The sequence below is a fragment of the Gordonia sp. 11cp genome (genome assembly GCF_057767225.1).
Map to the genome: position 1 here is coordinate 3,885,616 of NZ_CM173437.1, position 25,782 is coordinate 3,911,397.

The 25,782-nt window shown below is 67.8% G+C and carries 20 protein-coding genes and 1 tRNA gene; 10 read left to right on the forward strand and 11 right to left on the reverse strand.

Features of this window, described 5'->3' with window-relative positions; genetic code table 11:
- Window positions 1-37 precede the first annotated feature (37 nt).
- Complete coding sequence (locus AC3B6C_RS17365) at window positions 38-1,234, reverse strand: hypothetical protein (protein ID WP_488373607.1); 1,197 nt, start codon at window positions 1,232-1,234, stop codon at window positions 38-40.
- A 206-nt stretch (window positions 1,235-1,440) separates the two neighbouring features.
- A tRNA-Arg gene (locus AC3B6C_RS17370) sits at window positions 1,441-1,517 on the reverse strand.
- A 135-nt stretch (window positions 1,518-1,652) separates the two neighbouring features.
- Here AC3B6C_RS17370 and AC3B6C_RS17375 point away from each other — a divergent pair.
- Window positions 1,653-3,677 (forward strand): bifunctional copper resistance protein CopD/cytochrome c oxidase assembly protein, encoded by a 2,025-nt coding sequence (locus tag AC3B6C_RS17375; RefSeq protein ID WP_488373608.1) that lies wholly within the window; start codon window positions 1,653-1,655, stop codon window positions 3,675-3,677.
- 12 nt (window positions 3,678-3,689) lie between these two features.
- On the opposite strand, the gene AC3B6C_RS17380 is transcribed toward AC3B6C_RS17375, so the two are convergent.
- Window positions 3,690-4,274, reverse strand: a complete 585-nt coding sequence (locus AC3B6C_RS17380) for a chorismate mutase (protein WP_488373609.1) — start codon at window positions 4,272-4,274, stop codon at window positions 3,690-3,692.
- A 157-nt stretch (window positions 4,275-4,431) separates the two neighbouring features.
- On the opposite strand from AC3B6C_RS17380, the gene AC3B6C_RS17385 reads away from it, so the two are divergent.
- Window positions 4,432-4,860, forward strand: a complete 429-nt coding sequence (locus AC3B6C_RS17385) for a single-stranded DNA-binding protein (RefSeq protein ID WP_488373610.1) — start codon at window positions 4,432-4,434, stop codon at window positions 4,858-4,860.
- Between the two features lie 33 nt (window positions 4,861-4,893).
- Here AC3B6C_RS17385 and AC3B6C_RS17390 read toward each other — a convergent pair whose 3' ends face one another.
- Genes AC3B6C_RS17390 through AC3B6C_RS17410 form a run of 5 tightly spaced genes read right to left on the reverse strand, consistent with a single transcriptional unit; the run spans window position 4,894 to window position 9,880 of the window.
- A complete protein-coding gene (locus AC3B6C_RS17390; protein ID WP_014926414.1) occupies window positions 4,894-5,307 on the reverse strand; it encodes an ATP-binding protein in 414 nt (137 codons plus the stop codon).
- A 40-nt stretch (window positions 5,308-5,347) separates the two neighbouring features.
- Window positions 5,348-5,686, reverse strand: coding sequence for an STAS domain-containing protein (locus AC3B6C_RS17395; protein ID WP_004019580.1), 339 nt, complete (start codon window positions 5,684-5,686; stop codon window positions 5,348-5,350).
- Window positions 5,686-7,662: a glycosyltransferase family 2 protein gene (locus tag AC3B6C_RS17400; protein ID WP_010841653.1), complete on the reverse strand. Its 1,977-nt coding sequence runs from the start codon at window positions 7,660-7,662 to the stop codon at window positions 5,686-5,688. Before AC3B6C_RS17400 ends, AC3B6C_RS17395 begins: the two co-directional genes overlap by 1 nt.
- Window positions 7,659-8,891, reverse strand: coding sequence for a PP2C family protein-serine/threonine phosphatase (locus AC3B6C_RS17405; RefSeq protein ID WP_488373611.1), 1,233 nt, complete (start codon window positions 8,889-8,891; stop codon window positions 7,659-7,661). Before AC3B6C_RS17405 ends, AC3B6C_RS17400 begins: the two co-directional genes overlap by 4 nt.
- Window positions 8,888-9,880 (reverse strand): glycoside hydrolase family 26 protein, encoded by a 993-nt coding sequence (locus AC3B6C_RS17410; RefSeq protein ID WP_488373612.1) that lies wholly within the window; start codon window positions 9,878-9,880, stop codon window positions 8,888-8,890. Before AC3B6C_RS17410 ends, AC3B6C_RS17405 begins: the two co-directional genes overlap by 4 nt.
- 274 nt (window positions 9,881-10,154) lie before the next feature.
- Between AC3B6C_RS17410 and ettA the strand changes: the two genes are divergently transcribed.
- The 5 genes from ettA (at window position 10,155) to AC3B6C_RS17435 (ending at window position 20,195) form a co-directional block, all read left to right on the forward strand.
- Window positions 10,155-11,828 carry an energy-dependent translational throttle protein EttA gene (gene ettA, locus AC3B6C_RS17415; RefSeq protein ID WP_010841650.1) on the forward strand — a complete coding sequence of 558 codons (1,674 nt, stop codon included), beginning with the start codon at window positions 10,155-10,157 and terminating at the stop codon, window positions 11,826-11,828.
- A 40-nt stretch (window positions 11,829-11,868) separates the two neighbouring features.
- On the forward strand, window positions 11,869-16,593 hold the full coding sequence (locus AC3B6C_RS17420) for an NAD-glutamate dehydrogenase (protein ID WP_488373613.1): 4,725 nt from the start codon (window positions 11,869-11,871) through the stop codon (window positions 16,591-16,593).
- Window positions 16,594-16,680: 87 nt separating this feature from the next.
- The gene (locus AC3B6C_RS17425) at window positions 16,681-18,939 is read left to right on the forward strand and encodes a molybdopterin-dependent oxidoreductase (protein WP_010841648.1); all 2,259 of its coding nucleotides are present in this window, start codon (window positions 16,681-16,683) and stop codon (window positions 18,937-18,939) included.
- Window positions 18,940-19,014: 75 nt separating this feature from the next.
- The gene (locus tag AC3B6C_RS17430) at window positions 19,015-19,506 is read left to right on the forward strand and encodes an acyl-CoA thioesterase (protein WP_488373614.1); all 492 of its coding nucleotides are present in this window, start codon (window positions 19,015-19,017) and stop codon (window positions 19,504-19,506) included.
- The gene (locus AC3B6C_RS17435; protein ID WP_488373615.1) at window positions 19,506-20,195 is read left to right on the forward strand and encodes a DUF8010 domain-containing protein; all 690 of its coding nucleotides are present in this window, start codon (window positions 19,506-19,508) and stop codon (window positions 20,193-20,195) included. The genes AC3B6C_RS17430 and AC3B6C_RS17435 overlap by 1 nt, the downstream gene beginning before the upstream one ends.
- Before the next feature lie 16 nt (window positions 20,196-20,211).
- Here AC3B6C_RS17435 and AC3B6C_RS17440 read toward each other — a convergent pair whose 3' ends face one another.
- The gene (locus tag AC3B6C_RS17440; RefSeq protein WP_488373616.1) at window positions 20,212-22,017 is read right to left on the reverse strand and encodes a glycoside hydrolase family 13 protein; all 1,806 of its coding nucleotides are present in this window, start codon (window positions 22,015-22,017) and stop codon (window positions 20,212-20,214) included.
- Window positions 22,018-22,094: 77 nt separating this feature from the next.
- Complete coding sequence (locus AC3B6C_RS17445; protein ID WP_010841643.1) at window positions 22,095-22,532, reverse strand: globin; 438 nt, start codon at window positions 22,530-22,532, stop codon at window positions 22,095-22,097.
- Between the two features lie 215 nt (window positions 22,533-22,747).
- On the opposite strand from AC3B6C_RS17445, the gene AC3B6C_RS17450 reads away from it, so the two are divergent.
- The 3 genes from AC3B6C_RS17450 (at window position 22,748) to AC3B6C_RS17460 (ending at window position 24,193) form a co-directional block, all read left to right on the forward strand.
- Window positions 22,748-23,308, forward strand: a complete 561-nt coding sequence (locus AC3B6C_RS17450) for an HNH endonuclease (RefSeq protein ID WP_488373617.1) — start codon at window positions 22,748-22,750, stop codon at window positions 23,306-23,308.
- Window positions 23,309-23,457: 149 nt separating this feature from the next.
- Window positions 23,458-23,712: an aa3-type cytochrome oxidase subunit CtaJ gene (ctaJ, locus tag AC3B6C_RS17455; RefSeq protein WP_004019594.1), complete on the forward strand. Its 255-nt coding sequence runs from the start codon at window positions 23,458-23,460 to the stop codon at window positions 23,710-23,712.
- Window positions 23,699-24,193, forward strand: a complete 495-nt coding sequence (locus AC3B6C_RS17460) for a DUF5130 family protein (protein ID WP_193363240.1) — start codon at window positions 23,699-23,701, stop codon at window positions 24,191-24,193. The genes ctaJ and AC3B6C_RS17460 overlap by 14 nt, the downstream gene beginning before the upstream one ends.
- 75 nt (window positions 24,194-24,268) lie before the next feature.
- Here the strand turns inward: AC3B6C_RS17460 and AC3B6C_RS17465 are convergent, their stop codons facing one another.
- Complete coding sequence (locus AC3B6C_RS17465) at window positions 24,269-25,705, reverse strand: cation:dicarboxylate symporter family transporter (protein WP_488373618.1); 1,437 nt, start codon at window positions 25,703-25,705, stop codon at window positions 24,269-24,271.
- Window positions 25,706-25,782: the final 77 nt, after the last annotated feature.

Genomic DNA, 25,782 nt, shown 5'->3' on the forward strand with positions numbered 1-25,782 from the left:
GTTCTGGGGGGGCTGGTTCGTAACGGAAGGTGCTCGCCTACATGGTCTCGGGCCACGCGTCGCCAGGTGGCCAAGGGTCCGGGAGTCCGAAGAAGTCGTCGGCCCTCATCAGTGCTGAGTCCACATTCAAAGTGCTTTCGGCGAGGGTTACCGTGTCTCCCGGCAGCCCAATCGCCTCGGGAAGCTCGTGGTCTGGATTCGGATGCCGCCAGAGGGTCGTCTCCGCTCGCTGAACGTGGTAAGGCATGAGCTGGTTAACCAGGAGAACGCCGGAGACGTTTCGATTGGTCCACTCGGGTGGTGTGCCGAAGAAGCCATCAGGCTGCCTGACTTCCTCGGTCACCGTCGAACCGTCAGGCGCCTCACCGATCTGGACGGCAATGTGTCCGTATAAAGCGTTGCTGCTATGCCAACGGTCCGTGTCGTGGCTGTAAGTGCCGACCGCGACGATGAAGGGCGCCCCTAGGTCTCCGTATTCTCGGTGCTTGGCCATGAGTGCCTTTTTGATTGCCGGTGCGTCATTGATGAAGTCGACACCGGTGTGCCCGTAGACACCAATCGCCCGGTCGTTCAGTTTCGTCCCTCTGGCTTCGGGCTTCTTCGGGATTGCCCGGAACGTAACCGCCCAGCCGTCGTGTTTCCAGCGGCGCGTGGGGGCTTCCTTTCCCACCCACGGGGCGTCAGGGTCGAGCTCTCCTAGCCAGCGCCGAAGGTCCTTACGAAGGCGTGCCGAGGCGGGCGGCGACTTCCCCTCGTCGAGCTCGACAAGCCACAGCAGAAAGTTGGGATCGTTCAACCGATTCACCGTGTCAAACAGTACAGCTCGCCGTTGCGCTGCCGCCTTGTCGGCAGGGGCCGAACCCGGCGCGATGGCCTCGACGAAAAACCGGAGATCGTCGCGCGCAGCCAGGAAGTCCGGTCGGCGATTGCTACCCGGTACCTCGGGATGGATCTCGACTGTGTATCCAGACCTAACAAGAATTTCGTGCAAATAGAGTTCAAGGAATGCGCTGCGGAATTGCTCGTTATCGCGCGACCGGAAGCGCTGCAGCAAGTCGTTATACTCCTGCTCGCCGGGAATTCGATCAAGCCATTCCTGCATAAGCGCACGAGGGTGCTCCCAATAGACACCCGCGACGCGGTTGAGGAACTCGAAGTCCGACTCTTGATGGGTCGCCGGCGTGGCGTCGGTTCGTTCTATGTCATCGAAGAGTGTTTGGCGTTGCCCTACCATGCGTGCCAGCGTGGCAGGTCCCGCCGACAACGGCCGGTAGAGGATGCAGACAAGCGACGTTCACCGCTTCCTGCGGTGCCCGGCCACGTGCAGCACCGGTTTGAGGTCGGCATTTGTCAAGCGACAGAACCGACCGGCGATTCAAGGACGCACGACCAGACGTCCCGGCCGAGCCAAGGGCGTAGACCGCTGTGCTCAATTCACCCTGGTGCCCCCGGCAGGACTCGAACCTGCGACCTAGGGATTAGAAGGCCCTTGCTCTATCCACCTGAGCTACGGAGGCTGACCGGCGCGCGCGTGACGAGCGACACGAGGCGTCGGGCAGAGAGAGTCTACGACACGGCCGCGGGTATGCCGTGCGCCACCGCGGGCCAGGTCGAATTGGGATCGCGTCAGTTGCCGGTCCTACAGTTGAGGGATGACCCGCACGTCGACGCCCGCCTCCGCGGAGCAGCATCGCGACGCGATGAACGAACCGCGCGGCGTCGTCACCGCGATCCTGTGGGCATCGGGTTGGCTCGCCGCGATCGTCGCTGTCGCCGTCACCGCGATCTCCGCGGCGTCGGCCCTCCGGCTGACCGGCGTGCCCGATCCCGGTCCGCTGACCACGTACGGGGCGCCGGCGCTCACTGCGGTCGGCGAGTTCGCCGCGGCGATCGCACTCGGCTCGGCCGTGTTCGCCGCGTTCTTCGTGCCGCCCCAGGCGAGCGGAGTCCTCGACGTCGGGGGATACCGCGCGATCCGGATCGGTGCGGCCAGCGCGCTGACGTGGTCGGTGTGTGCCCTCCTGCTCATGCCGCTGTCGGCCTCGGAGGTCAGTGGGGCGCCCCTGTCGGAGACGATCCGACCCGCCAACCTGCTCACCGCCTACAGCCAGGTCGCCGAGGTGCGCACGTGGTTCTGGACTGCGCTGTTCGCGCTGGTCGCGGCCATCATCGCGCGGATGACGCTGCACTGGGGTCCGACGATCGCGGTGATCGCGTTCTCCGTCTTCAGCCTGATGCCGTCGGCCCTGGCAGGCCACTCCTCGTCGGGTGGCAACCACGACGTCGCCACCAACAGCCTGATCCTGCACATCATCGGCGCGACGCTGTGGCTCGGCGGCCTCGCGGCGGTCGTCGTGTACGCCCTCGCCGATGGACACTGGCGTGCCCTGGCGGTCCGACGCTTCTCGCGCGTCGCGTTCTGGTGCATCCTCGTCGTCGGCGCCAGCGGTGTCGTCAACGCCCTGGTCCGGGTACCGCTGGGTGACCTGTTCACCGACACCTACGGCCGTCTCGTCGTGGCCAAGGTGGTGGCCCTCGTCGTGCTCGGCGGGCTCGGTGCCTGGCATCGCCGGGTGACCATCGCGCAGCTGGACTCCGACGAACGGCCCTCGCTGTTCGTCCGCTTCGGGCTCGTCGAACTCGCGGTGTTCGCCGCGACCTTCGGTCTCGCCGTGGGTCTGGGCCGGACGCCGCCGCCCGTCGTCGACACCGCGCAGATCTCCGCGACCGAGAACGCCATCGGGTACGACCTCGACGGTGCGCCGACGTTCGTCCGCCTCCTCACCGAGTGGCGCTTCGACCTGATCTTCGGGCTCGCGGCCATCGTGCTCGCCGTCGTGTATCTGCGCGGTGTGATCCGCCTGAGGCGACGCGGCGACGCCTGGCCGGTCGGACGTACCGTGGCGTGGGTCCTCGGGTGTCTGCTGCTGTTGCTGGCGACGTCGTCGGGCTTCGGCCGCTACGCCCCGGCGATGTTCAGCATCCACATGATCGCGCACATGCTGATGTCGATGATGGTGCCGGTACTGCTGGTGCTCGGCGGCCCGGTGACGCTCGCGCTGCGGGCACTGCCGCCGGCCGGCCGGGGCAATCCGCCGGGCCCGCGCGAATGGATCCAGCTGGGTGTGCACTCGGCGCCGTCCCGGATCCTGACCCACCCGCTGATCGCCGCGATCATGTTCGTCGGCAGCTTCTACGTCCTTTATCTGGGCGGTCTGTACGAGGCCGTGGTCCAGTATCACGCGGCGCACCTGCTGATGAACCTCCACTTCCTGCTCAGCGGCTACCTGTTCTACTGGCTGGTCATCGGCATCGACCCGGCGCCGCGTCAGGTGTCACCGGTGGCGAAGCTCGGCATCGTGATGGCCTCGATACCGTTCCACGCGTTCTTCGGCATCGCGCTCATGATGACGACCGCGGTCATCGCCGAGGCCTACTACCGTGGACTGAATCTCCCGTGGAACTACGACCTGTTCGACGACCAGCGCGTCGGTGGCGGAATCGCCTGGGCCGCAGGGGAGATCCCGCTGGTGGTGGTCCTGCTCGCGCTCTTCGTGCAGTGGCAGCGCAGCGACACCCGGCAGGCGCGACGCTACGACCGCAACGCGGAACGCGACCACGACGCCGACCTCGGTAGCTACAACGAGATGCTCAAGGAACTCAACAAGCGCGGTTGAGCGCCGACAGGCTCAGCCGGACCCGGTCGGCACCGCGCAGACCGACGACCCGGCTTGGATCAGGGCACTGATGTGCAGCGCATCGAAGTTGAAACCGTCTGCGGCCGCAGCGGATGCGGCGATCAGCGCCGGTGGGCACCGAAGACTCGTCACGAGTTCGCCCGCGGCCGCCAGTTCGTCGACGATGGCGACGTTGAACTTGTTGATCGCCGTCCGGACCGGGTCGAGATCCGGTGTCGCGGGCGGCGCCGTCTGACCGGGTAGCTGCCACCGGGCGAACAGCCCGCGCTGTACGGTCTTGCTCGCCTCGATCTGGTCGCGGAACACGCTGCGGACGTAGGCGGGGTCGAGGTCGCGATCGAGCGCCAACTGCGACACCGTGTCGAGGACCACCTGTTCGCGTGCCGGGTCGTCGATCGCCGCGCCGGATGCCCACTTCGTCGCGGCGACGGTGTCGGCGAGTGCGAGTCGGCCGGCGATCGCCTCGGTCAGACCCGTCAACGCAGTCTGTGTACTCGGGGCCGCGCCCGAGAGGGGCGGCGCAACCAGCATGATGGTCGCCGCGATCAGACCGACCAGGAACACTCGCATCCGCATTCCGCGAGTCTAGGGCGCCGAGCGCCGGGTGCACCGAGATCTGTGGGTAACCCGCCGAGTTCTCCACAGCCGCGCAAGCTCGACGTCTGACGGGGTCGTCGGGTGTGATGCTGATGCGGCCACACCTTCCCGTGGCCGACACCCGTAGGAGACGACCATGTTTGAGACGTACACGACCGTCATCGGAACCGTAGTGTCCGATCCCCGCCGGCGGCAGACGACCACCGGCGAGGATGTGATCTCCTTCCGCGTGGCGTGCACCTCGCGCCGCATCGACAAGAGCACCGGCGAGTGGAGCGACGGGCCGACGCTGTATCTCACGATCAGCTGCTGGCGACGCCTGCTCACCGGTGTCGGCCTGGCGATCGCCAAGGGGCGGCCGGTGATGGCGCACGGTCAGATCAAGACCAACGAGTACCCGTCGGCGGACGGGTCACGGCGCTCCGACCTCGAGATGACCGCGGTGGCCGTCGGACTCGACCTGAGTCGCTGTGTCGTCACCTATCGGGGCACACCCGCCCAGGGGCGCGGAGCCGATGCACCTGTCCCGGCGACCGCCCAAGCAACCCAGGAGTCGGCAGCGTGACCCGAGGGCACCGGGTGGTGACGCGAAAATGGTTCAGGCCGAACGGTTCCGGACCAGTCGCCAGTGGTTCTTGCCGTCGGCGCGGCGGTAGGCGAGTTCGTCGAGGACGTTGATCGCGATGGCCAGTCCTCGACCGCGTTCGGCGAAGTCGTCGGGCAGGCTGACCGCGTCGAGATCGACGCGCGCGGGGTTCCCGTCGTCGGAGTATCGGGCCTCGATCCGATCAGCTGTGACCTCGAGTTCGAGACGCAACGTGACGGTGGAGCCCTCACGGGCGTGTTCGACGATGTTCGCGCCGATCTCGGCGACCGCGAGTTCGAACTGCATGGCGTCCATGTCGTCGATGGGGCACTCGGCGAGGAGGTCGGCGAGCAGTGCGTGGATGTGGTCCATCGTCTCGAGGGAGGTGATCTCCTCGAGGGTGCGGGTCGCGGTGTTCTCGGTCATCGCGGGGTCCTCGATCTCTGGGTGAGCGGGTCGATACCCGTCAGGCCCCGTCGAATGCGGAATCGGCGGACGGGTGCACGCGGAGAACGCGATTGAGATTGGTCAACTCGAGCACGGTGACCACCTGCGGTGTGGGGGCGGCGATCCGCAGGTCGCCGCCGGCCTGGCGCGCCACCTTGAGACCGGAGACGAGCGCGCCCAGTCCCGACGAATCGATGAAGTCGGTGCCGGACAGGTCGACGACGATCCTCGACGATCCCGACCCGACCAACTCGTGCAACTGGTCTCGCAGTCGTGGGGCGGCAACCATGTTGAGCCGGCCCTCGGGTCGGATCACCACGGCACCCCCGTCGACGCTGCGGGTTGCGAAATTCGCCATCACTGCCTTTCCTCATCGGGACCGCGGTAACGCACCGCGATGATGACAACGCTCAGGATCACCAGGTCGAACAGTACCCAGAACAGGTTCACACCCACACCGAGAACGGAGATGGCGCCCCGGTACAGCTGCACGATGCCGATCACCGACGCCACCACGAGTACCGCCATCGCGATCAGCTGTGGCCGAACGATGTGCCACGGCAGCGCATCCTGCGACTGTTTGGTCTTCGGGGTCACCGCGAATCCGAGTGGACGGTTCATGTAGACGTTGCGGAATGCCGTGGTACAGGCCTTGATCCACACCGGGAACAGCGCGAGGCTGTACTGCTGACCGCGCCACGTCGGCGTGCCCCGGGCGACCACCAGGAACAGCAGTTGATTGACCACCAGGAACGGGATGAGCCGCAGGAAGAAGTCCCAGCTGTAGGCCTGCACGGGCAGGATGCCCAGCACCAGGTAGACCACCGGTGCCGCGATGTAGGCGATGGCCGCGAACCCGGCGAGATAACTCCACATGGTCGCCCAGTACATGAGCCGCTGGGTGATGGTGAGGCCCTTCTGGACCAGCGGGTTCTCCCGCAACATCACCTGGATCGTGCCCTGTGCCCACCGGAGCCGCTGTGTCACCATCGTTTTCAGGTCCTCGGGCGCCAGGCCGAAGGCGAGGTTCTCGTGATGGTATGCGGAGTTCCAGCCGAGGGCGTGCAGACGCATGCAGGTCGCCATGTCCTCGGTCACCGAGATGGTGGCGAGGGGCAGCATTGGCTGGGCCTCGTCGGATCTCCCGACGTCGACGGCCTCGACCATGGCGCGGATCGATTCGATGGCACCCAGCGGAGACCACTCGCGCTCGGCGAGGACCGCGAGCGCGTCGTAGTCGACGGCGCCGGCGCCCGGTTCCTGTTCGCTCAGCTCGGTGAGCGCCTCGATCGCCTCCAGATCGGCACGCATCGCCTCGACATCGGCGTCGGCGAGGCCGCGCGCCGCCTCGTCGACGCGGGCCTGGAACCGGTAGGTGATGTCGGCCAGCGGCTCCTTCTTCTTCAGCTGTGCGCGTGCGTCTTTGACCGCCGCGTCGACGGCATCGAGGGCGGCCGTGACGGTGGGGTTGTCGCGCCCCACCTGTTTGCGCGTCGACTTGAGCACCGACCGCGCGGTGCGCAGGGCTCGATCGATGCCGTCGGCGACGGCGGAGACGTACTGGGTGATGCCCAGCTGCATCAACGCCTCCCGGCGCAGCACCGCGTTGGACCCGCAGAAGAACGCGGCGTTCCAACCGTCCTTGCCCTGCTGGATCGGCCCGTAGAACAGCGGCGCCTGACTGCCGAGCGGGTCCGAGGGCGGGACGTTGACGAAGTACTGCGGCGTCTGGACGAGGGCCATCTTCTCGTCGTGGAAGTAACCGAGCGTCCGATCCAGGATCTGGGGTTCGGGGATCTGGTCGGCATCGAGGATGAGCAGGAACTCACCGTCGGTCTGCATCAGCGCGTTGTTGAGGTTGCCGGCCTTGGCATGGCGCGGCTTGTCCAACCAGTTCGACGACCGGGTGATGTACCCGATGCCCGCCCGCTCCGCCGCGTCGGCGATCTCGGCCCTGTCACCGTCGTCGAGGATCCATGTCGTGTGCGGATACGTGATCGCCTTCGCCGCGACAGCGGTCTTCATCACGAGATCCAGCGGCTCGTTGTAGGTGGTGATGAAGACGTCCACCGTGGCGCCCTCGGGTGGGGGAGGTGGTTCGGGGCGGTGCTGCAGCCGCCACATCGTCAGACCGAACAGCAACGAGTCGATCAGGCTGTACGTCTCGGCGACGACGAGCGGCACCGCGATCCACCACGCGTCCCAGTTCACCGAGGCCAGCCAGCGCCACACGATGTAGTTGAGTCCGAGGATCGCGGCGGCGACGATCAGCAGGCGCAACCATGGCGACGGCGCCGTCCGTGCGAGGGTGGCCTCCTCCACGCTCTCGCTCATCCGGTCTCGTCACGCCGGATGGCCACGACGGTCACGTCGTCGATCGGCGATCGCGAGGCCACGAGCTCGCTCACCATCGAGCACACCTCCGTAGGTGTGGCGGTGTCGTCGAAGAGCGCGCGCAGCGCCGCCTCGTCGCCGGACGGCAGCAGGTCCAGCAGACCGTCGGAGGTGATGATCAGCATGTCGCCCGGGCCCAGGTCGACCCGCGCGGTGTCCCAGGTCTCGTCGCGCAGGATGCCGATCGGCAATCCGCCGCCGTTCAATGACTCCACCTGACCGCCGACCCGGCGGACGACCGACAGGCCGTGTCCGGCGTCCACGTATTCGAGCCGGCCGTCGTCGGTGCTCAGCCGCGCGTGGAACGCGGTCGCGAACGTCTCGGTGCCGGCGAAGTCGTCGGCGAGCTGGTCGGCGACCGTGCCCACCACCTGTGCGAGGTCGGTGTCGGTCGCGTCCCGCGCGGCGGCACCGAGGGCACGGGATGCCGCGCGGATCGCCGACCGGACCGTCGCCGTGAGAATCGCCGCGCCGAGGCCCTTGCCCATCACGTCGGCGACGGTGAACACCAGGCCGCCGCTCCACGGGTAGTGGTCGTAGAAGTCTCCGCCGACGGCGAAGGCGGGCAGGCACATCGCCGCGATCGACCAGCCCGGGACGACGTCGAGGGGCGGCGGCAACAACTGGCGCTGCACGAGCGCGGCGCGTTCCAGGTCGTCGGTGTTGGTGATCTCCCGTTGTGCCCACGCGGCCATCTCGCGGAAGGCCGCGTGCTGGTCGGCGGTCAGCTCGCGCGGTCGGGTGTCGTAGAGGCAGAACGTCCCGACGGGGTGCCCGCCGGGGCCGTACAGCGGATACCCCGCGTAGAAGCGGATGCCGTCCTCGGCGGCGATCTGGGGGATTGCGGCGAAGGTCGGGACCTTCGAGAGGTCGGGGATGATGAGGGCCGGGTCCTCGGGGTGCTCGTAGGCGCGGGCCACGGTCACCTGGCAGACCGTCTGCTCGCGCGGCAGGTCCTGCAGGTCGATGCCGTCGGACGCCTTGAACCACTGTCGATCGCGGTCGAGCAGTGACACCGTCGACATCGGTACGCCGAACACGGCTTTCGCCATGCGGGTGATCTGCGCGAACCGGTCCTCCGGCGGCGAGTCGAGAACGTTCAGCTGCTGCATCGAGTGCAGGCGTGCCTCTTCGAGGTCGGCGTCGATGTGTGCGTCCATCACAGTCACCTGAGTCCTGCTTCCTCGAGTGCGCGCGCCATCGCCGCGCCCGCTGCTGCCGTGCTGCCCAAGTTCCAGTCCGCTTCCTTGTCGTGGTCGAACCAGACGAAGCCGGTGACGTCGTCGGCCTCGTCGAGGTAGGTCACCAGGTCCGCGATCCATTCGGCCTTGGAACCACCGGCTTCCGCCGATCCGACCTCTGTGACGAGTATCGGTTTCTCCGGCGACAAGTTACGAAGCTGGTCCAGCGAACCGGAGAACAGCTCCTCCGGCGGAGTCCATCGATGGCCGGGCACCGCTCCCCAGTTGTAACCGTCTATCCCCAGGACGTCGACGTACCCGTCTCCCGGATACCAGCGGGACAGGGGAGCGTCGTCGGCGAGGGGGACGTTCGGAGCCCATACCCACTTCACATTGCTCGCGTTCTTGGAGGCGAAGAGGTCGTGCACATGCCGCCACGCGGCGATGTAGAGCTCGGGGGGAGTCCCGCCCGCGGGACTCCACGGGTACCAGTCGCCGTTCGGTTCATGCGCGAACCGCAGGTAGACGACCTGGCCCCAGGCGCGGAGTTCGTCGGCCCAGCGGTACAGGTAGTCGTCGTGGGTCCCGGCGACGATGGAGGACATCGAGAACGCGCCCCGGTCGTAGTCGTCGCCACCGAGATGGCGCCACGGCTCCCAGGTGACCACCGGCTCGGCGCCCGCCGCGACCACCGCGTCGAGGGCGGCGATCGGGGGGATGGCGGTGAAGTCCTCGAAGAAGAGATTGACGGTCGGCCGTACCCCGACCAGCTCCGTGACCGCGGCGACCTCGGCCGGCCGGAGCGGGCCGCTCGGGGTGCTGACTCCGAACCGCAGGCAGTCCCCGGCCGGGCCGGACAGGGGTGAGATCGTCGTCGGACACTCTCGTGGCGGCGGGCCGCAGGCGATGACACCCATGGAGCCGACCATCACGCCCACAACCACGGACACGATCGTCCACCTGGGTACCCCACCCATCGACCGCTCCCATCTCCTCGACGCCGTGCACCGGCACGGCGTCCTCACCCCAGCCCCTCCCTCTTTCCCCACGACATTGTCCCGGCAAACCGTCTCACTTGCGCGCCGACCCGCGAAAGTCGGCGCACAGCGAACCGGTCGCAGCCCACCGGGCCGCCGCCCGGCAACCGGCGGCGACTAGGCTGGATTCATTGTGTGTGCGCTCTCAGCGCCCACCCCCCGCCTCCGCGGCTGACAATCACACGGCATCGAACAGGTCCTAAGGAGTTTTCACGTGGCTGAGTTCATCTACACGATGAAGAAGGTTCGCAAGGCACACGGCGACAAGGTCATCCTCGACGACGTCACCATGTCCTTCTACCCGGGCGCCAAGATCGGCGTCGTGGGACCCAACGGCGCCGGAAAGTCGTCGATCCTGAAGATCATGGCGGGTCTCGACCAGCCGTCGAACGGTGAGGCCTTCCTCGACCCCGACGCCACCGTCGGCATCCTGCTCCAGGAGCCGCCCCTCAACGAGGAGAAGACGGTCAAGGAGAACGTCGAAGAGGGGATGGGTGAGATCAAGGTCAAGCTCGACCGCTTCAACGAGATCGCCGAGCTGCTCGCCACCGACTACTCCGACGAGCTGATGGAGGAGATGGGCAAACTCCAGGAAGACCTGGACAACAACGACGCCTGGGACCTCGACTCGCAGCTCGAGCAGGCCATGGATGCCCTGCGCTGCCCGCCGGCCGACTCCCCGGTCACCCACCTCTCCGGTGGTGAGCGGCGCCGCGTCGCGCTGTGCAAGCTGCTGCTGCAGAAGCCCGACCTCCTGCTGCTCGACGAACCGACCAACCACCTCGACGCCGAGTCGGTGCTGTGGCTGGAGCAGTTCCTCGCGAGCTACCCGGGCGCCGTGCTGGCCGTGACCCACGACCGGTACTTCCTCGACCACGTCGCCCAGTGGATCTGTGAGGTCGACCGCGGCAAGCTGCACCCGTACGAGGGCAACTACTCGACCTACCTGGAGAAGAAGGCCGAGCGTCTCGAGGTCCAGGGCAAGAAGGACCAGAAGCTGCAGCGGCGCCTGAAGGAGGAGCTCGCGTGGGTTCGTTCGGGCTCCAAGGCCCGACAGACCAAGAACAAGGCGCGACTCTCCCGCTACGAGGAGATGGCCGCCGAGGCCGAGAAGACGCGGAAGCTCGACTTCGAGGAGATCCAGATCCCGACGCCGCCGCGTCTGGGCGACGTCGTCGTCGAGGTCTCCCACCTGGACAAGGGCTTCGAAGGCCGGGTTCTCATCAAGGATCTGTCCTTCACCCTGCCGCGCAATGGCATCGTCGGTGTGATCGGACCCAACGGCGTCGGCAAGACGACGCTGTTCAAGACCATCGTCGGGCTCGAGCAGCCCGATTCGGGCACCGTGAAGGTCGGCGAGACGGTCAAGCTGAGTTACGTCGACCAGAGTCGCGCCAACATCGACCCGAAGAAGAACGTCTGGGAGGTCGTCTCGGACGGACTCGACTACATCGAGGTCGGCCAGAACGAGATGCCCTCGCGGGCCTACGTCAGTGCCTTCGGTTTCAAGGGGCCGGACCAGCAGAAGAAGGCCGAGGTCCTCTCCGGCGGTGAGCGCAACCGCCTGAATCTCGCGCTCACCCTGAAAGAGGGCGGCAACCTGATCCTGCTCGACGAGCCGACCAACGACCTGGACGTCGAGACCCTCGGTTCCCTGGAGAACGCGCTCGAGAACTTCCCCGGCTGCGCCGTGGTCATCAGCCACGACCGCTGGTTCCTCGACCGGACCTGTACCCACATCCTGGCGTGGGAGGGCAACGTCGAAGAAGGCAAGTGGTTCTGGTTCGAGGGCAACTTCGAGGCCTATGAAGCGAACAAGGTCGATCGCCTCGGCGCCGATGCCGCCCGCCCCCATCGGGTCACCCACCGCAAACTGACTCGCGATTAATCCCGGCCCCGTCCGGCACGGGTGACTAGCATCGGCAGATGTGACCTCACTCGTGCCGGACGCGGTGAACCACTACTTCAGGTCGCGGACCGACGGGTCGGCCGGCGGGGCGGCTGCGGACCAGGTGGTCAGACACCTCGACGCCGCGCGGGTCCGTCGCCGGGGGCAGGCGCTCGTCGAGGTGACCGCGGGTGAGGGCGGGACGGTCGAGATCCTCGTCGTCAACGACGACATGCCGATGCTCGTCGAGGCCGTTCTCGCCACCGTCGAGGCACACGATCTCACCGTCGACCACATGGATCATCCCGTGATGCCGGTACGACGCGATCCCGACGGCACGCTCGTCGCCGTGGACACCGGCGAGACGACGTTCGAGTCGTGGATCGTCGTCAACGGTCTCGCACGACACCCCGGAATCGACCCGGAACCGCTGCGAGACGACCTGCGAGAGGTCGTCTCGCGGGTCATCGACGTCGATGCCGATGCGTCGGAGATGCGCTCCCGCATGATCGAGTGTGCCGCCGGGTTGGCCGATGCGTCGCTGCGCCGGACCGGGGCCGCCGACGCGGATCGCGGTGAGTACGCCGCGCTTCTCGAATGGTTCGCGGGCAACCACTTCCATCCGCTGGGCTATTCGCGGGTGGGGGTGGACGGGTCCGCCGACGACACCGAACGTCTCGGCGTGTGGCGAACCGACTCCATCGACCGTGACTTCCCGCCGGTGACCGACCAGCCGCTGGTACCCAGGGTCAGCCGGGTGTTCGTTGCGACCGGCATCCAGCGTACGAATTTCCCTGTGCTCCTCCAGGTTCCGACGTTCGACTCGAGCGGCGAACACATCGGTGAGCAGCGGTTCCTGGGCACGCTCACCTCGGCGGGCAACCATCAGGCGGTCCTCGACGTCCCGGTGCTGCGGGGCAAGGTGCACGCCGTCCTCGCGCAGGCGGGCGTCGAGGAGGACTCCTACGCCGGGCAGTCGATGATCGAGCTGTTGCAGAACTATCCGCTGGTGGAGATGTTCTCGTCCACCGAGGACGAACTCGAGCGCCGCGTCACCGAGATGCTCGACGCGGTGGCGACCCGGTCCCTGCGGCTGTTCGTGCGCACCAACTTCGACGGACGCACCGCGGTCGCGCTCATCTATCTGCCCCGTGACCGCTACAACACCCACAGCCGGTTGGCCCTCGAACGCGCGCTGGTCGCCGAAGTGGGCGGGACCGCACTGGAATACACGGCGCGGGTCAGCGAGATGCCGTTGGCGTTGCTGCAGGTGCTTGTCTGCATCGACCCGGCGACCGCGGCCGAACTCGGTTCCCTGGACACCGGATCGCCGACGCACGCACGGATGCAGGCCGCGCTGGTCGCCGCGATCCGCGGCTGGGACGAACGGGTCCGTGAACTGGCCGTCGCCGACGAGATCCCGGGACTCGACGGCGGCCCGGATGTGCTGCTGCGCCACCTGTCCTCGTTGTCGGAGGACTACAAGGAACTCCGCGAACCGCGAGCCGCGCTCGCCGACCTCATCCGCGTCGTGGGCCTGCAACCGGGCGAGATCGACGTCACCCTCGACGCGGCCGAGGGTGACGGACAGCAGGACCGGTGGACCTTCACGCTCTACCTCTGCGGAGCGTCGGCAACACTCACCGACGTCCTCCCGGTGCTGCACAGCCTCGGGCTCGACGTACTGGAGGAGCATCCCTACGAGATCCACCGTCTCGATGAAACGGTGTGCTGGGCATACGAATTCAGCGTGCAACTCGCCGCCGGGATGACCGTGGACCTCGACCATTCGGACGATCTCGCGCAACGGTTCACCGAGGCGTTCCGGCGCATCTGGCTCGCCGGCGCGGACGTCGACGCCTACAACGAACTCGTCATCCGGGCAGGCCTGGACTGGCGGTCGGCGGCGATGCTGCGGGCCTACGGGCAGTACCTGCGCCAGTGCGGGTTCTCCTACAGCCCGGCTCACGTCGCCAGTGTCCTCGGTCGGCATCTCGCCATCACCCGCGGACTCGTCGACCTGTTCGTGGCGTCATTCGACCCCGACACCGCCGACGAGGAACGTCGGGAGCAGGTGCGAGACAAGCTCGACGAGGAGATCGGACTCGTGCTGAATCTCGACGCCGACCGCATCGTCTCCGCGTTCGCCGCAGTCCTCACCGCGACCGACCGCACGAACTACTTCGTCGGCGGCCGGTCCGCGGGCACCGACCACAGTCCGGTCATCTCGTTCAAGCTCCGCCCGCGCGACATCCCGCAGACCCCGAAACCCCGTCCGCTGCATGAGATCTTCGTGTACTCACCTCGCGTGGAGGGGGTGCACCTCCGATTCGGCTCGGTCGCTCGTGGTGGTCTGCGCTGGTCCGACCGGCGGGAGGACTTCCGAACCGAGATCCTCGGACTGGCGAAGGCGCAGGCGGTGAAGAACGCGGTGATCGTGCCGCTGGGCGCCAAGGGCGGTTTCGTCGTCAAGCGACCGCCGCCGCCCTCCGGTGACGCCGCGAAGGACCGGGAGGCGCAGCGGGACGAGGGGATCGCGTGCTACCGGCAGTTCATCGCCGGCCTGCTCGACGTCACCGACAACATCGACCTCACGACCGGAGAGGTGATCCCCGCCCGCGGTGTCGTCCGCCTCGATTCCGACGACACCTACCTGGTGGTCGCGGCCGACAAGGGGACCGCCTCGTTCTCCGACATCGCCAACGAGGTGTCGAAGTCGTACGGGTTCTGGCTCGGCGACGCCTTCGCCTCCGGTGGATCGGCCGGCTACGACCACAAGGCCATGGGCATCACCGCCCGCGGGGCCTGGGAGTCGGTCAAGCGTCACTTCCGCGAAATGGGCACCGACACCCAGTCGGAGGACTTCACCGTCGTCGGGATCGGCGACATGAGCGGCGACGTGTTCGGGAACGGCATGTTGCTGAGCGAGCACATCCGGCTCGTCGCCGCCTTCGACCACCGGCACATCTTCGTCGACCCTGATCCGCAGGCGGCGACGTCGTTCGCGGAACGCTCACGACTGTTCGGACTGGCGCGCTCCTCGTGGGCCGACTACGACCCGGAGCTGATCAGCGACGGAGGCGGGGTGTGGGAGCGTGACCGGAAGTCGATCCCGATCAGCGCGCAGATGGCCGAGACGCTGGGCATCGACGACGGCGTCGACGAACTCTCGCCTCCCGAGTTGATCCGCGCGATCCTTCTCGCCCCGGTGGACCTGTTGTGGAACGGCGGGATCGGCACCTATGTCAAGGCCTCGACCGAGTCGCACGGGAGCGTCGGCGACAAGTCCAACGACCCGATTCGCGTCGACGGAAACGAGGTGCGGGCCAAGGTGATCGGCGAAGGCGGCAATCTCGGGGTCACCGAGCGGGGACGGATCGAGTTCGACCTCGCCGGAGGTCGGATCAACACCGACGCCCTGGACAACTCGGCCGGTGTCGACTGTTCCGACCACGAGGTCAACATCAAGATCCTGCTCGACTCGGCGGTCTCCGCGGGCGAGCTCGACCCCGACGATCGGGATCCGCTGCTGGAGTCGATGACCGACGAGGTCGCCGAACTCGTTCTCGCCGACAACATCTCGCAGAACTCCGAACTCGGGTTCTGCCGGTCCTTCGAGCTGACACGCGTGGAGGTCCACGCCCGGATGCTCGAACACCTCGCGGCCAAGCGGGGCGTCGACCTCCGGCTGGAAGCACTGCCCGAACCGCGCGAGCTGCGCAGGCGAGTCGACGGCGAGCTGCACCGTGGTCTCACCTCGCCCGAGTTCGCCACGTTGATGGCGCACGTCAAGCTCGAGTCCAAATCCGACCTGCTGGCCACCGACCTGCCCGACAACGACGTGTTCGCGCCCCGCATCGCGCGCTACTTCCCGGACGCGGTGCGTGCGAGATACCCCGACGCGATCAGCGGGCATCGGCTCCGCCGCCAGATCGTGGCGACGACGCTGGTCAACGACGTGATCGACCACGCGGGCATGACCCATCTGTTCCGGTTGAGCGAGGGGAGCAGCTGCACCACCGAAGAGGGGGTGCGCGCGTACGTGGTGTCCAACAAGGTCTTCGGCATGAACGAGGTCTTCGAGGGCATCCGGCACGCGCCCGCGCCGGTCGAGGCCGTCGACGAGATGATGCTCTACGCGCGCCGACTGCTGTTCCGGGCCTCGCGGTGGTTGCTCGCCTTCCGGCCGCAGCCCCTGGCGATGGCCGCCGAGATCACCCGGTACGGCGAACGGGTGGCGGCGTTGTCGGCGGTCGCCGGCGACTGGTACGGACCGAGTTCGCGACGCGACGTCGCCGAGCGCGCCCAGACCTACGTCGATCACGGTGTGCCCGACGATCTCGCGCACACCGTCGCGGCGAGCCTGCACCGGTTCTGCCTGCTCGACATCATCGATGCCGCCGAGATCGCCGACCGCGACGACAACGAGGTCGGCGAGCTGTACTTCGCGGTGATGGAACACTTCGGGCTCGAACAGCTGCTGACGGCCGTGTCGGGACTCGACTACGGCGACCGGTGGCACGCGCTGGCGCGACTGGCCGTGCGCGACGACATGCACGGTGCGCTGCGGGCGCTGACCCTGAAGATCCTCGAGGTCAGCGAACCCGAGGAGAGCACGGCCGAGAAGATCGCCGAGTGGGAGTCCTCGCACTCCAACCGGCTGAGCCGGGTGCGCAGCGTGCTCCGTGAGATCGAGGAGACCGGGACGACGAGCCTGGCCACCCTGTCGGTGGCGGCGAGGCAGCTGCGCAGCGTGATCCGCTGACGGCGGTGCCGTCGTCGACTCCACCCGTCCGATCCGCCCCTGCCCGTTTTCCGGTCGTCGGGTGTCGTGTCGGCATAGCCTGGGCCCATGACCCGAACCGCACCGCGCATCTGCCCGCTCTGCGAGGCCACCTGCGGGTTGACACTCAGCATCGACCGGGACCGCACGACCGGCCGCGAGATCGTCGTCGCGGCACGCGGTGACGCCGAGGACGTGTTCAGCGCCGGCTACCTCTGTCCGAAGGGCGCGAGTTTCGCGCAGCTCGACAACGATCCCGATCGCCTCGACCGGCCGCTCGTCCGGCGTGACGGCCGGCTCGTCGAAACCGATTGGGACACAGCGCTCGCGGCCGCCGTCGAGGGGCTCGCCGAGGTGATCTCGACCTCCGGCGGCGAGTCCATCGGCTTCTACCTGGGCAATCCGTCGGCGCACACCGTCGCCGGCACGATGTACGCGCCGTTGCTCATCCGGGCCCTCGGCACCCGCAACGTGTTCAGCGCCAGCACGCTCGACCAGATGCCGAAGCAGGCGGCCACCGGTTATCTGGTCGGACATGCGGGGACCTTCGCCGTCCCGGATCTCGATCGCACGGACCACCTCGTGATCATCGGAGCCAATCCGGTGGTCTCCAACGGCAGCGTCACCACGGCCGCGGACTTCCCCGGGAAACTCACCGCACTGCGTCGGCGAGGCGGGCGCCTCACCGTCATCGACCCGGCACGCACCCGGACGGCCAAGCTCGCCGACACCCACCTCGCGCCGCGGCCCGGTACCGACGCGGCCCTGCTGGCCGCGGTCGTGCAGTGCCTGTTCGACGAGGAACTCGTCGCCGACGATCTCGGTGGGATAGCCGCACATGTCACCGGGGTCGACGCGCTACGCCGAGAGCTGGACCCGTTCACGCCCGAACGCGTCGCGCCGTTCTGTGGTGTCGCGGCAGCCGACATCCGGGCGCTCGCGCGATCGATCGCCGCATCCCCCTCGGCGGCCGTCTACGGCCGAATGGGCACCACGACAGTACAATTCGGCACACTGGGCAGCTGGTTGATCGATGTGGTCAACATCCTCACCGGCAACTTCGACCGGCCCGGGGGAGTGATGTTCCCGCTCGCTCCGACGGCGCCGTCGCCGCGCCCGGCCCGCGCCGGACGCGGATTCCGCACCGGGCGCTGGCGCAGCCGGGTGTCCGGCCACGCCGAGGTCGGCGGCGAGCTGCCGGCCGTCGCGATGGCCGAGGAATTCGAGACACCCGGCGACGGACAGCTGCGCGCCCTGGTCACGGTGTCGGGGAACCCGGTGCTGTCGGCACCCAACGGCGGACGACTGGGGCGCGCACTCGACGACGCGCAATTCGTGGTCTGCGTCGACCCGTACCTGAACGAGACGACACGGCACGCGCACGTGCTGCTGCCGCCCCCGCGTCCGTCGCAGAGTCCGCACTTCGACGCCATCCTGAACAACCTGGCGGTCCGGGCCACCGCTCGCTATTCACCGCCGGTACTGCCACTACCACCGGGCCGTCCCGACGAGATCGAGATCGTCTCCCGGCTGATCCTGGGACTGTCCGGCGCCGGGGTCGACGCCGACCCCGGGCTCGTCGACGAACAGGTCATCGCGGCGACTCTGGCCAAGGAGGTCACCGACCCGCATTCGCCGGTCGCGGGTCGCGAGGTCGACTCACTCGTCGCGATGCTGCCCGACGCACCGGGACACCAGCGCCGTCTGGACATGCTGCTGCGGGTCGGCGCGTACGGCGACGCCTTCGGCGAGCGGGACGGACTGACGTTCGCGGATGTGCTCGCCGCGCCTCACGGAATCGACCTGGGGCCGATGCGACCGCGGCTGCCCGGGGTGCTCCGCACGGCGTCGGGCAAGGTCGAACTCGTTCCCGATCCGCTCATCGGCGACCTCGCGCGTCTGTGGGCCGCCGTGGTCGCCGACGACCCGGCTCCCGTCGGTGACGGCAACCTGCTGCTGGTCGGCCGCCGTCATCTGCGGTCCAACAACAGCTGGATGCACAATCTGCCTGCGCTCACCGGCGGCACCAATCGCTGCACACTCCTGATGCACCCCGACGACGCCGACCGGCTCGGGATCTCCGACACCGCCAAGATCCGCGGCGCGGGCGGGTCGCTGACCGTTCCCGTCGAGATCACCACCGACATCCGGCCGGGCGTCGCCTCCCTGCCGCACGGCTGGGGCCACGATGTCGAGGGCACCCGGCTGGGCGTCGCCGCCACCGAGCCGGGGGTGAACGTGAACGAGCTGAACGACGGCGCGTTGCTGGATCCGCTGTCGGGAACCGTCGTCCTCAACGGTCTTCCGGTGGAGATCGCGCCTGCCTGACCTGGCCGAGGGGTGCGTAGGGTTGGACCGAGGCCGCCGCGAGGGCCGGCTTCGACGACACCGACCTGACAGGGGATGACGCACGTGCTCAACGAGGACGCCGGGACCACGACCGCCGATGGGTACCTGGTCAGGGTGCCGGTGCGGTGGTCGGACATGGATGTCTATGCGCACATCAACCATGCCCGGATGGTGACGCTACTCGAAGAGGCGCGCATCCCATGGCTGTTCTACGACGGCCGGCCCACCGCACCCCTGCGCGACGGCTGTCTCGTCGCCGACCTGCATGTGAGATATCAAGCGCAACTGCGTCATTCCGAGGGGCCGATCGAGGTCACCATGTATGTGGAGCGGTTGCGTGCCGTCGATTTCACCGTCGGCTACGAGGTCCGGGCCGCGGGCGCCGACCCGGCGTCGAAGCCGGCCGTCGTCGCCAGCACCCAGCTCGTCGCGTTCGACGTCGCCGCGCAGCGTATCGCCCGGCTCACGCCGGAACAGAAGGAGTACCTCGCCGGATTCCGCCGTGTGACAGGGGAACCCGCCACGCGAGCCGACCGACCCAGCTGATGGAGCGGTTCATCGAGATCGCCTCGTCCGACCGATCCAACGCTCTCGCGTTTCTCGCGCATGCGGTGCGACTCGACGAGACCGCGGTCGTGCGGGTGGTCGCGCGTTCGGATGGTCTGGTCGCATTGTGGGCGCACACCGGATTCGACGTGCTGGCCACGCGTTCGGTGACCGGCCGGGTCGCGCCGGTCGACATCGTGTGTGACGCCTCGACGTTGCGATCGGCCGTCGAGGCCGCCGTCCCCGGGGGCGCCGTCGATCCCGGCTTCTCGCTCGACAGTGCCTGGCGCGGTGCGCTACCCGCCGCCGTCGGTTTCCGGCACATCGACGACGTCCCCGCGCGCAGCGTCGTCGAACTGTCCCGCGAGGGCGCACGGGTCGCCCGTGAGGAGGGCAGTGGGCACGGTCCCGCAACGGGTCTGCTCGATCAGGACGTCCTGGAGGTGACATCCGAGGAAGGTGCCCTGCGGGCGGCGGTGAGCATGAGGTCGGTCTTCGCCCTCACCGGTATGGGGTTCATCCGCGACGCGGCCGGACGGGCGGTCACCGAGACCTCTGACACCGGAGCGATCGCCGCCGACGAGCCGGTTCGAATCCGGATGTCCGCGGCGTGGATTCGGATCGACGCCCGCTTCGGGTCGGTGTACCAGCGTCGCCACCGCGATCTCGCGGTGACGGTCCTGAACTAGCCCGGCAGGTGGGCGGTCACACCAGCCAGGCCGCCGCGTCCGGCGCGAGCAGGCCGTCGACGAGAGGCGAACTGACGAGCAGCAATTCGCCGGGCGGGAGGGGTACCGGTACCTCGCCGGCGTTCAGTGCGCAGATCAGCTGCCCCTCGGAACGACGGAACGCCAGGCATCCTTCGGGAGCGCCGTACCACTCGATGTGCTCGCCGGCGAACTCCGGACGGGACACACGCAGGTCGATGGCGGCACGGTAGAGCGACAGCATCGATCCCACGTCCTCGAGCTGGGCTTCGACGGTGAGCGCCTGCCACGAGGTCGGGATCGGCAACCAGGTCTCGTTCGACGCGCTGAATCCGAACGGTGGCTCGGTTCCCTCCCAGGGGATCGGCACGCGGCACCCGTCCCGGCCGCGTTCGGTGTGCCCGGAACGCTCCCACACCGGGTCCTGCAGCGCGTCGTCCGGCAGGTCGTCGACGTTGGGCAGTCCCAGTTCGGACCCGTTGTAGAGGAATATGGTTCCGGGCAAAGCCATTTCGACGACGAGCATCGCGCGTGCGCGCCGTGTGCCGCGCTCGAGGTCGAGTGCGCCGGTATCCGGATCGACCACCGCGTAGCGGGTGACCTCGCGGGCGACGTCGTGGTTGGAGAGCGTCCACGTGGGTGTGCCCGACACCGACAGCACCGCGTCGATCGAGTTCTCGATCGCCTCGCGGATCGCGCCGGATTCGAACGGCGCCTTGGCGAGCCGGAAGTTGAAACCGAGGTGCAGTTCGTCGGGCCGCAGGTACTCGGCGAAACGCTCGTTGTCGCTGACCCAGATCTCACCGACGTTGGCCGCACCGGGGTACTCGTCGAGGACCTTGCGGATCTTGCGGTGGATCTCGTGCACCGCATAGTTGTTGAAACGCGGATCGTCGTCGGAGTTCTGCAGGAGTTTGGTCGCCGACAGGTCCATGTCGGGCAGGTCGGCGGGTTTGGCCATCCCGTGCGCGACGTCGATGCGGAAACCGTCGACACCCCGATCGAGCCAGAAGCGCAGTGTCTTCTCCAGATCGGCGAAGACGTCGGGGTTCTCCCAGTTCAGATCCGGCTGTTCCTTCGCGAAGATATGGAGGTACCACTGGCCGGGCGAGCCGTCGGCCTCGGTCACGCGTGTCCAGGCGGGTCCGCCGAAGATGCTGTGCCAGTTGTTCGGCGGCTCGTCGCCGTTGTCGCCGCGGCCGTCCCGGAAGATGTACCGCTCCCGTTCGGGGCTGCCGGGGGCCGCCTCGAGTGCAGCTCGGAACCACTCGTGCTGGTCGCTCGTGTGGTTGGGGACGAGGTCCATCGTGACGCGGATGTCGCGCTCGTGGGCCTCGGCGATGAGGTCGTCGAACACATCGAGATCGCCGAAGAGGGGATCGATGTCGCGGGGGTCGGCGACGTCGTAACCGTGATCGGCCATGGGGGAGGCCATGATCGGACTCAGCCAGATGGCATCGATTCCGAGGAGTTCGAGGTAACCGAGTTTGTCGATGACCCCGGCGAGGTCGCCGATCCCGTCGCCGTCGAGATCGGAGAAGGAGCGCGGGTAGATCTGGTAGAACACCGCGGACTTCCACCACGAGGTGTCGGACGGATCCAGCTGCGGGACAACGGGCGGTGTGACCGGTGTGTCAGCGGCCACGACAGCCGCCTCGGTGACCGACTCATCCGGGGTCGGCTCGTCGAGCGCATCGACATCGGACTCGATCGCGCCGTCGTCGTACGGCGCGTCCTCGGGCTGGCCCACGTCAGATGACTCGGCGGGGACAACATCTGGTGTCTCGTCGCTCACCGTGGTCATTGTGCCCTACCTGAGTTTTCTCGGAGAAATCCAGGTCAGTCGGCGAGTCGGGCGGCGTGTCGGGAGGGAAACCGCTCTCAGATGGGCGAATTCATCATCGATTGCGCCGCCATCTCCATGTAGTCGATCAACGCTCGGCGGTGCGGGGCGTCGAGGGTCTCCTCGTCGATGGAGGCGATCGCGGTGTGCATGCAGCGCAGCCACGCGTCCCGTTCGATCGGCCCGACGCGGAACGGATTGTGGCGCATGCGGAGCCGGGGGTGGCCCCGCTCGTCGGAGTAGGTCCGCGGACCGCCCCAGTACTGCTCGAGGAACATCCGCATCCGGCGTTCGGCGGGGGCGAGGTCTTCCTCGGGATACAGCGGGCGCAACACCTCGTCGCGCGCCACCTCGGTGTAGAACACAGCGGTGAGGCGCCGGAACGTCTCGGCGCCGCCGACCTCGTCGTAGAAGGTCCGCGCGGGGGTTTCCGGCGCCGGTGGGGTCGGAGGGGATGTGTTGGGTTCGCCAGTCACCTACGCCATTGTCCTCACCCCGGCCGCACCTCTCAACGTCGCGCCGGTTCCAGGGCTCTGAGCTGGCCCGACACCGCGAAACGGTTCCCACGGAGACCGCCGCCGTGATGGACTTGTGCTCGTCGGAGTGGTGGGAGGCGAAAATGACGCACAGATCACACGCGAGGGCGACACACGGCAGGGCGAGGTCGCGGGCAACGGGCGGTGCGACACCGATGCGGGACGTCGACGCCGAGGAGAACGCGACCGGCACCCGCACCTACACACGTCGTCGGGTGCTGCTCCTCAATGCCACCTACGAACCGCTGACGGCCGTCACGGTCCGGCGTGCCGTCGTTCTCGTGCTGCGCGGTCGCGCGGACCTCGTGCACGCCGACGAACACGGCGGTGCGATGCACTCGGTGGGTACCGCGGTCCCGATCCCGACCGTGGTCCGGCTCCGGAAATACGTCCACGTGCCCTACCGGGCGACGGTCCCGCTGACCCGGGACGCACTGATGCGTCGGGACCGGGCGCGGTGCGGCTACTGCGGTGCACGGGCGACGACGATCGACCACGTGGTCCCGCGGAGCCGGGGCGGAACGCATACATGGGAGAACTGCGTCGCGTGCTGTGCGTCGTGCAATCACCGCAAGGCGGACCGCCTCCTCGGGGAGCTCGGGTGGGCGCTGCGTACGGTTCCGGTCGCGCCGAAGGGCAGGCACTGGCGGTTGCTCGCGACGATCAAGGACATCGATCCGGCCTGGCTCCAGTACATCGACTCCGGCGCTGCGTGAGGCGTCGTGGAGGCCTTGCAGGGGCGCCCCGCGCGTCTACGACGCGCTGTAGGCCCCGGTGCGCCGGGCGGTGTTCGGTGGGTTAGATTGATCAACGATGACCTGCGCCGACAACCGGGCGGGTCCGGCGCGACCATCGAAAGGGTGACATGGACGTCGACAGCCTGATCGTCCCCATCGGAGTGCCAGTCACGATCGTGACGGTGCTCTTCGTGCTGCTCTGTGTTGTCGCGATGGTGTTCTCCTCCGGGGTCAAGTACCCGAAGGTCAAGGAGTACACCCTCGACCAGCAGTGGGAGCATGCACCGCTTCTCTTCAGTGCCACCGACATCGAACCGATGGCACTTCCGCGGCACGCGGAACCAAGCGACGTTGACGGGAGTTCGGCCAGTGGCAAGTGGTGAGGTTACGCACGCGAATGTGAGCGCCGAGGTGGCGGCCCGTTCAGCCGCCGAGCTGCCGGTGGGCGCGGTGTTCACCAACAGCGGCCGCATCTCCGCGGCTCGCTACCCCGGTGACTCGCCGACGACGCCGCCCTTCAGCAAGCGGGACCTGATCGCGCTCGACGACACGCTCAAGGCCGCCAGCGAGAAGGCCCTCGTCCGTTTCTCGGTGTACATCGGTGACCTCGACGGCGACGTGGAGGCCAGTGCCCGCGAGATCCTCGCGAAGTCGCCCGAGCCCGCGTACGGCACGCTGATCGCCGTGTCGCCGAACTCGCGCGACGTGGTCATCGTCTCCGGCAGTTCGGTCTCCACCCGCGTGAACGATCGTGTGGCGGCGCTCGGCGTCACCGCCGCGGTCACCGGTTTTCGTCAGGGCAACCTGATCGACGGGCTGATCGCCTCGCTGCGGGTGATGGCCACCGCGGCCGCCGCCGGCTGACCCGCCCTTCTGCACAGACGACGAGGCCGCCCCACCTTCCGGTGGGGCGGCCTCGTCGTTGCCGCGGTGTCCGCGTCAGTGGGTGAGGACCTTCTCGTGTGCACCGCGCGCGGCGGTGGCGTCCGACTCGAGTTCGTCGTCGACCATGTTGGTCTCGTCGAACGGGTCCCGGCCCGACAGCACATCGTCGACGCGCTCCTTGTCGACGGTGCTGGTCCACGAACCGACGAGCAGGGTCGCGACCGCGTTTCCGGAGAAGTTGGTGACCGCACGGGCCTCCGACATGAACCGGTCGATACCGACGATGAGGCCGACGCCGTCGAGCATCTCGGGGCGGTGGGCCTGCAGTCCACCGGCGAGGGTGGCCAGTCCCGCACCGCTGACGCCGGCGGCACCCTTGGACGCGATGATCATGAAGACGAGCAGGCCGATCTGCTCACCGATCGACAGCGGGTCGCCCATCGCATCGGCGATGAAGATCGACGCCATGGTGAGGTAGATGGCGGTGCCGTCGAGGTTGAAGGAGTACCCGGTCGGCACCACGACGCCGACCGTGGTCTTCTCCACGCCGAGGTGTTCCATCTTCGCGATGAGGCGGGGCAGCGCGGACTCCGACGACGAGGTCGCGAAGATGAGCAGGTACTCGCGGGCGAGGTACCGGACGAGCTTGAAGATCGAGACACCCGACACCGTCCGCAGCAGCACGCCGAGCACGCCGAACACGAACACCAGGCAGGTGAGGTAGAAGGCGAGCATCAACGTCAGCAGCTGCTGGACCGCCGCCCAGCCGGTCTGGCCCACGACGCTGGCGATGGCGCCGAACGCACCGATCGGGGCCACCCAGAGCACCATCGTCAGCACCTTGAAGACGAGCTTCTGGAAGTAGGAGACCGCGGTCAGGATCGGTTCGCCGGTCCGGCCCATGCTCTGGATGGCGAACCCGACGAGCAGTGCGACGAAGAGGGCCTGCAGCACGCTGCCCTCGGTCAGCGCGGACAGCATCGAGTCCGGGATGATGCCCTGGATGAAGTCGAGCGTTCCGCCGGACTCGTGTGACTCGTCGGCCAGCTCCTGCCCCTTGCCCGACACCGAATCGATGTTCAGGCCGTCGCCCGGCTGGATGATGTTGCCGACGACCAGGCCGATGGCCAGTGCGACCGTCGACATCGCCAGGAAGTAGACGAAGGCGAGGCCGCCGACCTTGCCGACCGTCGCCGCCTTGCGGACCGATCCGATGCCCAGGACGATCGTGCAGAAGATGACCGGCGCGATCATCATCTTGATGAGGCTGACGAACATGGTGCCGAGCACGCCGAGGTCCTTGCCGACGCCGGGCGCGACGAGACCGACCACCACACCCGCGACCACCGCGATGATGACGCCGATGTAGAGCCAGTGGGTACGGTCCCGTTTACCGCGTGGGGGCGCGCCGGCCGTATCGTCAGGCGTGGTCGCGATCGGATCGGAACCTTCTCCGGCCGGTGAGCCGCCGGACCTGCCTCGAATGTTCATCGGTGATTCTCTCCTCATACACCTCGGACAACAGTGATTAGGATTGTGGCCCGACGGGGTGACGCGGGTCACGATTG